We start from the raw sequence: 12,135 nt of genomic DNA on the forward strand, positions 1-12,135 counted from the left end.
TTCTCTAAGTGAGGGGGAAGTAAAAAACAAATAATTAGAAAGCATTGCTGCCAGTTAGTTCTGAAGACAAATCCCATAAGCGTTTAGCTTGCTCGGTATCAACAGCATATGCTTCTACCTCCTTGAATGTAATTTCTGTGCTACTTTTTAATTTTGCTATATCACAGTCTTCACAATACAAACCACCTAATGTATTGAGCTCGGAAGTGGTTGCAGCCCAGATCGTAGTAGCTACTCCCTGTTGCGGTGTTTTTAGATCTGCGATAGTTGGATTACCATCTTTATCTATCCATCCCATTGCAAACATTTCCTCATGTGTTAAATGACGCTGTAAGGAAGTAGCAATGTTGCCAGGATGTACTGAGAAAGATCTTACGTTGTCTTTTTGGCCTAATGTGTCCAGATGGACGCTAAATAAAGCATTAGCTGTTTTTGCTTGTCCATAAGCTAGCCAATGATCGTAATCATATCTAAAGTGAATATCATTCCAGCGAATTGGTGATAATTGATGCCCTGCGGATGACAGCGTTACAACACGTGCACCACCTTTTAGTAGTGGCCATAGTTGGTTCGTCAAAGCAAAATGCCCCAAATGGTTTACAGCAAATTGTGATTCCCAGTTATTGCCTACACGTGTTTCAGCACAAGCCATTATTCCGGCATTATTAATTAAAAGATCAATATGCCTGTCTTGTTTTAATAGCCGTTGAGAAAATTCCCAAACACTACTTTTAGAGTCATTCAGATTGCTAAGATCTAAAGCTTCAACCTTAATATTTGGAATATCCTTTGTTGCTGTATAGGCTTCCTCTACGTTTCTGGAGGCAACTGTAACTAGAGCGCCGGCGTGAGCCAAAGCTTTGCTAGTTTCTAGCCCTAAACCAGCATGACCACCAGTTACAACAACATGTATATTTTTTAAATTAATACCTGCTAGAACATCTTCAGCTGTACTATTTTTTCCAAAATTTGAGCCAATTGGTATTTGTTGTCTTTCCATCTTTATTACTTCTATATTTGGAGGAGATAAAATAGTATGGACAGCAAATATTGAACAAACCATAATTAAAAGGACACTTTTCTTTTTTGATCGTTCGGATTTTTTATAAATGGATGCTCTATCGCATGTATTGTCATTGTTGAGAATAAGACATAGTAACGGTGCAGGTCTTGATGCTGGTGGAGATTGGGCTATCAATTTTCCAGCTTATGACGGAATTAAGTTTAATGCTGTTTTGAAAGGGCAATGTTGGGTAAAAACCCAAGATGATGAGGAACCTTTTCTTGTTAAAGCGGGCGACTGTGTTTTACTTACGCGCGGAAAACCATTTGTTGCAGCTACTGATCTGAATCTACCGACAATCGAATCTTCAACTATTTTTGATATGAATGTTGGGAAAATATCTATTTTGAATAGTGGTGGTGATTTTTTTCTAATAGGTATTAGTTTTGATTTTGAAGGAGATACTTGGGGAATGCTTACAAGTGCTCTTCCTTCATTTGTTCATTTGAAAAATGTCTCTAATCAAGTTTCTGTTCTAAAGTGGGCCATTGAACAATTAACTATCGAGATAAAAGAAGAAACATTAGGAAATGAGTTAATGACCAGCCATCTGGCTCAGATCATGTTATTACAGGTTTTAAGATTTTGGTTAGGGCCGGGACAAACTCGATACACAGGCTGGTTAGCAGCACTTTCAGATCATCGTCTAATACGATCAATGAATGTTATCCATGAGAAACCAATGTATTCATGGACTGTCGCTGAATTGGCTGCTATTGCAGGAATGTCGAGGACAACGTTTACACAACATTTTAGTAAAGTTGTCGGGCAGTCACCTATTAACTATCTAACGAGTTGGCGTATGCACCTTGCTGCAGATATGTTATTAAGAAGTGAAAAAAAAGTAATCAACATTGCCTATACTGTTGGATATCAGTCTGAATCAGCTTTTAGTACGGCATTTAAGCGGATGTATGACCATTCTCCTACACAGTATCGTAGATTTATGGCTACTAAATAAAGGAGTAAATACAATGCGCCTATTTAGCATATAGTTAGATTTAAAAAGAGACTAGAGCTAGAATACTTTAAATAGAAGAAGCTTAATTATCCGAATTACCTTTATACAAATCAGACCAAGAAATCAGGGTATCAGACATTTGCTGTAATACATTAATAAAATTGGTGCGTTGTTCTGGGGTCAGAGTAGAGAAGTGCTTGTATTGTATTTCACGTAAACCATTACGTTGTTCTTTAACTAATTGTAAGCCATAGTCAGTTAACTCTATTAACCAACTACGCGCATCACTCGTATTCTTTTTACGAAGTACAATATTTTTATTTTCTAATATTTTAAGCATTCTGGTTGCTGTTGGCACGGCAACACCTGCATGATGTGCAATCTGACTAATGGTCAAAATGCCTTCATCTGCCAAGGTATCTAATAAATTGAGTTGTGATAATGAAAGATGTGAACGCATCTGAGCATAGTAGCCTCGATCACGGGTCATTGCCTTAAATAGGTTATGACAAACAAAAATAAACTCTTCAAATTCTTGCTCATTTTGTTCAGTCATTGAACTATCTTTTGCTGTAGGGTTCAATTATTCCATACCTGATCTAAACGATTGAATAAAGTAAAAACATTAAAATTTAACTATAACTCAGAGAAGTATAGCAAAAATTTTTATCTTGTATTTAGTTAGCTTGCTAAGTATTATTTATTTAGCAAGCTAACTAAATATCTGCTAGTTGATCAGAAAGATTCAGATATTTAGCATTACTGGTTCATATTTCCATTTAAAAAAATTATTTAATTACAACTGTTTATTGGAAATTAATAATTTTTTATTTAGCTAGCTAAGTAGTTTACATGAGCATACTAATGTAAAAGAGGGGGATAGAGAGTGATAGTAAAGCCAATATTTCAAAACTCTGAAGGTAAAACTTTAGATCAATCAAATTATCTAGCAATTACTTTAGTGATATTTGCTGGAATTATTTCTGCTTTACATGTAGGAAAGGCTTCAATTGCAATCCCCCAAATGCATGAACAGTACCATTGGTCGCTTTCTGCTCTTAGTTGGATCATGTCAGTTTTTCCATTTATTGGCGTTATTGGCGGTATGGCTGCGGGGATTTTAGTGAAACAATGGGGAGACAAACGTTTACTCTGCCTAGGTTTAACTGTTCTCGCAAGCGCAAGTTTTTTGGGCGCTATGACAACCAATTTTACATTTTTAATCACAACTAGAATTATAGAAGGACTGGGATTTTTACTTATTGTTGTATCAGCACCTTCTATTTTGAATCGTTTAGCAACTCCTCAGCAATACAACATGGTATTTGGCTTTTGGAGCATGTTTATGGGCGTAGGAATTGCAATCTCAATCTTTTTGGGTCCTTTGTTAAATAACTGGCAAAGTTTATGGTTGATCAATGCAGGACTAACATTTTTAATCTTAATTTTTATATTTTTAAAAGTACCTCATATAGAAAAAACTACATCCATTTTGGCTCAACCTACGAATATTAAAGATGATATTTTAAGAGTCTTAAAAACACGTAATCCTTCTTTACTGGCGATTGCTTTTGCAGCTTACAATATTCAATTTTTTTCGGTACTTACGTTTTTACCTTTATTTTTAGTGAATAGGACAGGAATGTCAGTTGTACAAGCAGGGTTTGTTTGTGGAGCGGTAGTTATTTCTAATATTACCGGCAATCTTACATCTTCATTTTTACTTAATCGTGGTGTTAAAGCAAAGACCATTATTATTTTTGCCAGTGCTGCTATCGGCATACTTGGTATAGGAATATTTCTTCCATTCACACCTGAGCTCTTGGCAATAATTTTATGTTTTTTATTTTCAATGGTGAGTGGTCTAATTCCTGCAACTATTGTCAGTTCCGCACCGCGCAGTTCTCCTGATATTGGCTTGGTTTCATTGAGTATTGGCGCTGTGATGCAAGGGAATTATCTCGGACAGGTTATAGGCCCTTTGGCAATAGGTTTGGCAATTAGTTTTGCTGGGTGGACTGCCGCAGTTATCCCTGTCGGAATTGCTGCATTGATTGGAGTTTTAGCAGGTTCATTACTCAATTTTAAAAATAAGAAATTAGGCGCATAAAAATGATCTTGTTTACTCAGCTTAAGATTTAGGAGATTAACGAATGAGCCAATTTACTTTAAAGAAACATTTTAAGATGACAATTTTTCTATCATCAGTATGTTTAAGTAGCTCTATTTTTGCTGAATCTCCCTTTAATCAAAAAAGTAAATGGGCACTTGGAGACTGGGATGGTAATAGAACAAGATTAGCTGATCAGGGTTATGAGTTTACATTTGGTTATACAGGTCAATTTGCAGGAACTCTACATACTGAACATAAAGGCAATGGCAGTGCTTATGCCGATCAGTGGACTATTGGAACCAAACTAAATCTGGAAAAAATTTTGGATTGGAATGATACCGAAGCTGAAATCAAAATAACTCATCGTGGTGGACAATCTTTAAATCAGGAAGCTGACGCACTATCACAAAAATTTTTTCAGACCCAAGAGGTTTATGGTCGCGGTCAAACATGGCGATTAACTGATTTTTGGATTCAAAAAAGTTTTTTTGATAGGCATTTAGATATAAAAGTTGGACGTTATGGAATAGGTGGGGAGTTTGCTCGAGCTGATTGTTTATTTCAAAACTTATCTCTTTGTGGTGGGCAAGTTTCCAAGGGTGCAGGGGATCAATGGTATGACGCACCGGTAAGTCAATGGGCTATGCGGATTCGTTATAATCTTCATCCAGAATTATATGCACAAGTGGGTGTATTTGAGCAAAACCCTATAAATGGTAATGCAACCAATACAACAGATGGATTCAATTTAAGTACGGATGGCTCGAAAGGTGCGATCATTCCTATTGAAGTTGTTTGGTCACCTAAAAAAGCTTTTGAACAATTACCATTTCCAGCTGAATATCGTCTCGGATATTTTTATAGTACGGTTGATGCAAAAAACGTGAAATATGACTATACGCACCCTAATTGGGGTCAACCGCTTAATGATAATTATCACAAGAACTCGGTATGGGCCTCAATTAAACAACAGTTAACTTCCAAAGATGGAGATAACTCACGTGGTTTAACTGTGATGGGGCAAGCTATATTTTTTGATGATGAAACAAGTATTTATAAAGATATTCAAAACATGGTTTTTGTTTATAAAGGTTTATTTGCAAATAGGCCTCAAGATGAATTGGGGGGAGGAGTTGCGCGAATCCATATTAATTGTGATGCGCAAAAATTTAAAGATAGTCTTCTAACACATGGGTTTAATAGTGAGGTGAATGCCGAGATTTATTACGATTTAAAACTTAGAAATTGGTTAATGCTAAAGCCCAATATTCAATATATTCATAATATTGGTGCAAACCCTTCTAATAAGAGCGCATGGGTAGGGGGAGTAAAATTGAATATGGACTTCTAAATTATCTATTTTGAAATAGTTCTTTACTCATTATGAAACTTGCCCCAATCGGCTATCAATCATTGACATTTTCCAGATTTACTTAACGTAAATAGCTTGTTTTAAAAATTAGAGATACAGTTTTTACTATTTTGATGTTTAGAGGCATAACTTACCAGAAGTTACTTTACTGTTATTTAGGATTAACTATGAAAAACACTTATTTGGTTACAGGTGCTACAAAAGGCATTGGAAAAGCAATTAGTGATGAACTCTTTTTGAATGGAAATCACGTTATAGGAATTGCTAGAAATATCGATAATATAGACTTTCATGGGGAGCTTTTTAGTTGTGATCTATCGAACATAGAACAAACTGAAGAAACACTAGGTTTAATTTCTAAATCTCACGTCATCCATGGAATAGTGAATAATTCAGGAATTAGTTTACCTCAAACTTTAGGCCAGATTACATTTTCGGCTTTAGAGGATGTGTGGAACTTAAATGTAAGGGCTGCCATACAAGTTACGCAACATTTTGTTGAACAACTGAAAGAACAGCGATTTGGTCGAATTATTAATATTGGTAGCAGGGCTATTTACGGGGCCAAAGAACGGACTGCATACTCAGCAGCAAAAAGTGCATTGGTTGGTTGTACTAAAACATGGGCACTTGAGTTGGCTGAATTTGGGATAACAGTAAACTGTATAGCGCCTGGACCGATTGAAACGGAACTTTTTAGAAAAACCAGACCAGTTGGTAGTTTAGCTGAGAAAGCTATTTTAGATAGCATTCCATTAGGAAAGATTGGAACACCAAAAGATGTTGCACATGCTGTCTCTTTTTTACTATCAGATCATGCAGGTTTTATTACTGGTCAAGTTCTAAATGTTGATGGTGGAGGAAGTTTATAGAAAATAATTATAAAAGATCTAAGTTATGGACATTTAAATTTCATTAAGAATGCCTGCAATGAGCATACCTTGCTTATAAGCACTTTGAATCCAGAACATCACCTTTTTATAAATAAAATAAATATATATATTAGAAAACTTGATTAATTTTATTTTTCGTATACAATGAACATAACTAGAAAAAGTCATGTTTGGTAAATCTTCTCTAAGTACCGCAGTATTAGTCATAATCCTTCGTTTTTTTCAGATTTTCAGCTCCATTCTTTATTATTTCGATGTTACTCATAACCAATAAAATGGTTTAAATTTTTAAAAAAACTAGGATGTATTATGTCTAATTCAAATATCATGAAAGGTACTGTTAAGTGGTTTAACGAAGCTAAAGGTTTCGGTTTTATCCAACCAGAATCAGGACCAGACGTTTTTGCTCATTTTAGCGAAATCGCTAACTCAGGTTTCAGAACTCTTGCTGAAGGTCAACGTGTTGAATTCAGTGTGGCACAAGGCCAAAAAGGCCCAAATGCTGTAAATATTGTTGCTCTATAAATAATTATAAGCAGTCATAAATGAAAAGCACTAATGAGTGCTTTTCACTTTAAATTAATTTTAAAATTATTTTAAGATTATAAGTAAATTTTAATTTAGGATATAAATTGTTAAAAATAAATGATTTAATTGCAAAATCTAAAAATGGTACAGAAATTTTAGTGTCTTTAATTCCTCTAAATAGAATACAAAATACACGTGAAGGTTTTAAAACTGTTGAAGTTGGTAAAAGAGTTCTTCTTTCCTCTGGAATTGAAGTTGATTTAAATTTAGATGGTCGCACCTTTTATGCGTCTATAAATCAACTATTTAAATTAGATTATAGAGTTAGTTAAAACTCAGTTTGCTATTGGATATTTAGGCGGGTCCATTATTTCTGCCATAATTTTATTAGGATATCGTCATGCTTAAACAAAATATCAGTGTCAAAGACCAGTTTGGAATTAAATACGTCATTCAGGCAACAGTAGATAATTATTTCGCTAATACTCAATGTTTTTCTAATTTAAAATACATTACAGTTGAAGGCGAAGATATACGACCGGGTTTTGAAATGTTTTTTCAAAGTACTTTAAGCGGTAAAATTTTCAAAATTGATAAAATAAATTAATCTATCAACGCAGTACATTTAACGCGGCAGGCTAGCGTTCTTTTAAAAAATAGAAAACCTTCATGGCTCTAGGGCACATTGCAAATACTCAATTAAACAAATAATAAAGCGCAGGTGGTAAAAACCATACTAGCGCATTTCTAGTTTCTTAAACCCCTATATCCCAAAATTTCCCAACTTTATAAACCCCAATTTAACAATAGCTTATTCATTATTTAACCTTACTTTTTAATGATCTAATTTAAAGCAAATGTCATTCTGTGTGCTTGACTGCAACAAATGTGAAGCTTATCCTTTGCCTGCTGGCCACATTGCCAGCCGGCTTTGACAGGCCGTGCTCAAGTACATTGAAAAAATTCGTTTTTTTAATGTAAACCCGTTCGTCTCCCTTTTGTTGCGGTAGGACGGAAGGGGGACGCCTTCGTGCGTGCTGGGTCTTGAGCCAGTCTGTCAACCCTCTTTCGTTCTGCCACCATAATTCTTAATTAATGCTCTGGCAGAACTCCCAATAAAAGGAGTTGGCTTTGCACATTCTTAATTTCTTGGCAGCCTTTGCCACAAGCTATAACGACACGACTTAATTCATCTTTAAACAGTTTGAAGGCTCATCGGCTTTTCAGACTTTAAGTCATTACGGCTAAAAACTTATTTCAACAATAAAACTTGAGATGTGCCAAGCACAGTCTTTATGGCTTTGCTATGCCTTTTTTCTCCCCAAAAGGGCAGCGGCGTTTATATCTCATTTATATACAACAAAAATTTATTTTATAACGGTAAAACTATGCCACATTCAGATCTTCCATTTCGTGCATTAAGCGTCCTTCATACCTCTCGATATCTTTTTAATAAATATGGCTTTCATAACGTCGGGGTGGACCGCATTATTGAATCGTCGAAAACTCCGAAAGCAACTTTTTATAATTACTTTCATTCAAAAGAAAGGCTAATTCAAATGAGTTTAACCTTTCAAAAAGATGGTTTAAAAGAAAAAGTACTTTCAATCATTTATGTTCAAAAAGACTTAAGCTTGGTTGAAAAGCTTCGCAAAATTTATTTTTTACATGCAGATTTAGAAGGGCTATATCATTTACCATTTAAAGCCATTTTTGAAATTGCAAAAACACATCCCAAGGCGTATCAGGTGGTAATTGAATATCGAAATTGGCTTATTAATGAAATCTATAATTTGCTTTTAACAACCAATGCAAATGCTGCAAAGCAAGATGCACACATGTTCTTGTTTGTGATTGATGGGGCAATGGTTCAGCTTTTAGATCCTACCAAACCAGATGAAAGAGAACGGTTGTTGGATTATTTTTTAATCCAGTTTATTTAGTGCAAATCAAACAAATACTTTTTAATTTAACTGCATCAACCTGAACGATGCAGTTAAATGTAAAGATTAAGAAATTTCTAAAATTTTCTGGGCGATATATAAATCTTGTATAGATAAGCCTGAACTGTCATAAATTGTGATTTGTTCCTGAGATTGCCTTCCTTGAGCGGTTGCTAAAAGCACATCACCGATATTCATTAAAGTTGCAGATTCAGGCACATGTTGGAATTCACCGATGAGTTTAGATTGGGTATTCAGATCACAAAATAAACCACTCTGTGAAAATAATTCTGGTGGAAGTTCTTGTTTGCCTTTTTTATCTGAACCCATAGATGAAATATGAGTACCGGCTTTTACCCATTCTGCTTTAAAAAGAGGGGATTGAGATGAAGTTGCTGTCACAATAATATCTGCTTGTTCACAAGCTTCTTTTGCATTGGTAATTTTAAGCTTAATCCCTAATTGTTTTAGGTCTTCTGCCATTTTTTCGGCTTTACTCTGGTCACGTCCTACAATCAAAATTTGGTCCAAATTTCTAATTCGAGCTAATGCCTCGCATTCATATTTAGCCTGATTTCCCGTACCAAATATGGCTAATACTTTTGAATTTTTTCTTGCCAATATATTAGTCGCAACAGCATTAGAAGCTGCTGTACGGAAGGCATTCACTTTGCCTGCTTCGATGGCTGCCGCCATTTTTCCATTGGCTTGATTAAATAATAAAATGAGCGCGTTATGGCGTGGCAAACCATTTTTAGGGTTATCTTCCCAAAACGAACCGACTTTAAGACCAGCTAAGCGCTGATTAGCAGATGATTTAATACTAAAAGTATTTTTTGTACCAGACGCTTGACCATGAACGACAGGAAAACTTTTAGTGTCGGGTTGAGTGGCAGCAATTAAAGCTTGGTAAATTGCATCGTAAGCGAGTTCATGATTGATGAGAGCAGAAGATTCAGACTCAGAAATAAATCTCATAGCCATCTCCAAAAGTGAATATTTAAATTAAGACGTGAACAGTTCGAGAGACGAGTAGCATGTAATGTCTATCCATGACGCTTTAATTGACATCATAGATAGACACCAACTTTTATTAAGCTGATAAAAACTCTACATATTTAGCAATATCGACATTCCCACCACTAATAATGATGCCTATACGTTTGCCTTTTAACTCATGTTTTAAATTACGGGCAGCCGCAAATCCAAGGCATCCTGTCGGTTCAACCACCATCTTCATTCTTTCAGCAAAAAACTTCATAGAAGTCACGAGTTCTTCGTCTGTTACAGTCAAAATGTCATCTACATTCTTTTGAATAATAGGGAAAGTGAGTTTGCCTAAATATTGAGTTTGAGCACCGTCGGCAATGGTTTGGGGCGTATCAATATGAACAATCTCTCCTTTTCTAAAGGACATTTGTCCATCATTTCCTAGGGCAGGTTCAACACCATATATTTTACAGTTAGGCGAGAGTTGACGGGCAGATAAGGAAGACCCAGCCAATAAACCTCCTCCACCTAAACATACAAAGAGATAATCCAACTCACCAACCTCTTCAAATAGCTCTTTTGCAGCCGTTCCTTGACCTGCAATCACATGCGGATGGTCATAAGATGGAATGAGTGTCAGACCATTTTTTTCGGCAATCTCTTTTCCAATTTGTTCTCGATCTTCCGTATAACGGTCAAATTCAACAATATTGCCGCCGTATTCTCGCGTCGCTGCCATTTTTGCAGCAGGAGCATCTTTGGGCATGATGATTGTTGCTGGAATACCAAGGATTTTTGCTGACAGTGCAATCGCTTGAGCATGATTTCCCGAAGAGAAAGCAACCACACCAGCTTTTTTTTGAGCCTCATCGAACTGTGCAAGCGCATTCATTGCACCACGAAATTTGAAAGCGCCAACACGCTGAAAATTCTCACATTTAAAGAATACTTCTGCTTCAAATTCATTGTTAACAGTACGTGAAGTTAAAACAGGGGTTTTATTTGCAAAGCCTTTTATACGTTCAGCAGCGGCTGCGACATCTTCATAAGTTGGAAGGGTTAAATTTTTCATAATTAAACCTAATTCTATTCAATGTTTTCGGATGCAAGATTTCGTATTGCTCAAGCAACGCACAATATATTGACCTTGTTTAGATAAAATATATATATTTAGATAAAATGTCTAATTTTATTTTCTAATGTGATAACAATGAGATATAAGATTTTGATTTACATTAAGTTTAAAATTAGATAAAAAGTCTAAATTACTATTGCATACTTCACGCTAGGATTTGAAATAGTAATTAAGTCATTTGGAGGAAATACATTGGGAAATCGTGATAAACATTTACTCACTCAACTAGATACCATCGCGAAAGGGTTAAGTGAAACTCTATTTCCATTTTGTGAAGTTGTTGTCCATGACTTAACAAATCCTGAGCATGCCATACTCTCAATACACAATAATTTATCTGGTAGAAAAATTGGAGATCCAGCAACAGAGTTAGGGCTGGCAAGAATTATGTCTCCAGAATTTCCAAATCTTATTTCCAACTATGCAAACCAGTTTGCAGATGGCCGCCCCGCAAAAAGTACTTCGATTGGTATTAAAGATGAAGAGGGCGAATATGTGGCCGCTTTATGTATGAATATTGATTTAACCCTATTTAGGGGCATGCAAAGCGCTTTAGACCAGTTTACTAAAATTGAAACTGACAACATTATTGAAAATTTGGAACCGAATGGGTCTGAAGCAATTCGAAGATATATTGATCAATTTGCCTCAAAACATGCCACTACACCGCGTATGTTAAAACTCAATGAGAGAAAACAATTAATACACGAGCTAAAGAATAATGGTTTGTTAGATATTAAAAAGGCTGTAGAGACGGTTGCACAACATTTAGGTATATCAAGAGCGAGCGCTTATTTGTATGTAAAGGAAACTTAAAATAGTTTATTTTAATATGTGTTTAGCTTGATCTAGGAGGTCGTTATTTGAAGTTATTTATTATTGTATTTATTGCAATTTTTTCCAGTATTGGTCTGATTTGTTTAATTGCACTGCTTAGAAATTTAAAAAATTCTTCGTCATCTGGCGAGCATGATTATTCATCTTCTTCAACCCATCATTTTCACGATAATAGCCCTAGTCATCATAGCTCTAATTATTCAAATGATTGTTCATCATCATCATCTTCAGATTCGGGAGGATGTGATGGGGGCGGTAGTGGTGGAGATTAAAAAAGCCCTTTTGTTCAAAGGGCTTTTG

General features: G+C 35.5%; 14 protein-coding genes. 10 read left to right on the top strand and 4 right to left on the bottom strand.

What is annotated here, in order from left to right; translation table 11 throughout:
* Positions 1–34 precede the first annotated feature (34 nt).
* Complete coding sequence (locus AC07M3_RS18165; protein ID WP_494567961.1) at positions 35–1,000, bottom strand: oxidoreductase; 966 nt, start codon at positions 998–1,000, stop codon at positions 35–37.
* A gap of 109 nt (positions 1,001–1,109) precedes the next feature.
* Between AC07M3_RS18165 and AC07M3_RS18170 the strand changes: the two genes are divergently transcribed.
* A complete protein-coding gene (locus AC07M3_RS18170) occupies positions 1,110–2,024 on the top strand; it encodes an AraC family transcriptional regulator (RefSeq protein ID WP_494567962.1) in 915 nt (304 codons plus the stop codon).
* Positions 2,025–2,106: 82 nt separating this feature from the next.
* Here the strand turns inward: AC07M3_RS18170 and AC07M3_RS18175 are convergent, their stop codons facing one another.
* Positions 2,107–2,580 carry a MarR family winged helix-turn-helix transcriptional regulator gene (locus AC07M3_RS18175; protein WP_494567963.1) on the bottom strand — a complete coding sequence of 158 codons (474 nt, stop codon included), beginning with the start codon at positions 2,578–2,580 and terminating at the stop codon, positions 2,107–2,109.
* Positions 2,581–2,910: 330 nt separating this feature from the next.
* Here AC07M3_RS18175 and AC07M3_RS18180 point away from each other — a divergent pair, with 330 nt between their 5' ends.
* From AC07M3_RS18180 to AC07M3_RS18210, 7 genes are all read left to right on the top strand, one after another.
* Entirely contained in the window at positions 2,911–4,134 is a 1,224-nt protein-coding gene (locus AC07M3_RS18180) for an MFS transporter (protein ID WP_494567964.1), read from the top strand.
* 43 nt (positions 4,135–4,177) lie between these two features.
* Positions 4,178–5,488: a carbohydrate porin gene (locus AC07M3_RS18185; protein WP_494567965.1), complete on the top strand. Its 1,311-nt coding sequence runs from the start codon at positions 4,178–4,180 to the stop codon at positions 5,486–5,488.
* A 188-nt stretch (positions 5,489–5,676) separates the two neighbouring features.
* The gene (locus AC07M3_RS18190) at positions 5,677–6,381 is read left to right on the top strand and encodes an SDR family oxidoreductase (RefSeq protein ID WP_494567966.1); all 705 of its coding nucleotides are present in this window, start codon (positions 5,677–5,679) and stop codon (positions 6,379–6,381) included.
* 330 nt (positions 6,382–6,711) lie between these two features.
* Positions 6,712–6,927, top strand: a complete 216-nt coding sequence (locus tag AC07M3_RS18195; RefSeq protein ID WP_003650532.1) for a cold-shock protein — start codon at positions 6,712–6,714, stop codon at positions 6,925–6,927.
* 107 nt (positions 6,928–7,034) lie between these two features.
* Positions 7,035–7,262: a hypothetical protein gene (locus AC07M3_RS18200; protein ID WP_003650533.1), complete on the top strand. Its 228-nt coding sequence runs from the start codon at positions 7,035–7,037 to the stop codon at positions 7,260–7,262.
* 68 nt (positions 7,263–7,330) lie between these two features.
* On the top strand, positions 7,331–7,537 hold the full coding sequence (locus tag AC07M3_RS18205; protein ID WP_004643550.1) for a hypothetical protein: 207 nt from the start codon (positions 7,331–7,333) through the stop codon (positions 7,535–7,537).
* Positions 7,538–8,318: 781 nt separating this feature from the next.
* On the top strand, positions 8,319–8,873 hold the full coding sequence (locus tag AC07M3_RS18210; RefSeq protein WP_494567967.1) for a TetR/AcrR family transcriptional regulator: 555 nt from the start codon (positions 8,319–8,321) through the stop codon (positions 8,871–8,873).
* A gap of 66 nt (positions 8,874–8,939) precedes the next feature.
* On the opposite strand, the gene AC07M3_RS18215 is transcribed toward AC07M3_RS18210, so the two are convergent.
* Positions 8,940–9,851 carry an ornithine cyclodeaminase family protein gene (locus AC07M3_RS18215; RefSeq protein WP_494567968.1) on the bottom strand — a complete coding sequence of 304 codons (912 nt, stop codon included), beginning with the start codon at positions 9,849–9,851 and terminating at the stop codon, positions 8,940–8,942.
* Positions 9,852–9,966: 115 nt separating this feature from the next.
* A complete protein-coding gene (locus AC07M3_RS18220; RefSeq protein WP_494567969.1) occupies positions 9,967–10,935 on the bottom strand; it encodes a threo-3-hydroxy-L-aspartate ammonia-lyase in 969 nt (322 codons plus the stop codon).
* A gap of 255 nt (positions 10,936–11,190) precedes the next feature.
* Here AC07M3_RS18220 and AC07M3_RS18225 point away from each other — a divergent pair, with 255 nt between their 5' ends.
* Both AC07M3_RS18225 and AC07M3_RS18230 read left to right on the top strand, forming a co-directional pair.
* Positions 11,191–11,814 (top strand): helix-turn-helix transcriptional regulator, encoded by a 624-nt coding sequence (locus tag AC07M3_RS18225; protein ID WP_004643545.1) that lies wholly within the window; start codon positions 11,191–11,193, stop codon positions 11,812–11,814.
* A gap of 47 nt (positions 11,815–11,861) precedes the next feature.
* Positions 11,862–12,107, top strand: a complete 246-nt coding sequence (locus tag AC07M3_RS18230; protein ID WP_494567970.1) for a hypothetical protein — start codon at positions 11,862–11,864, stop codon at positions 12,105–12,107.
* The last annotated feature ends 28 nt before the right edge of the window (positions 12,108–12,135 follow it).

The organism is Acinetobacter sp. GW821-FHT09D10 (assembly GCF_059416285.1).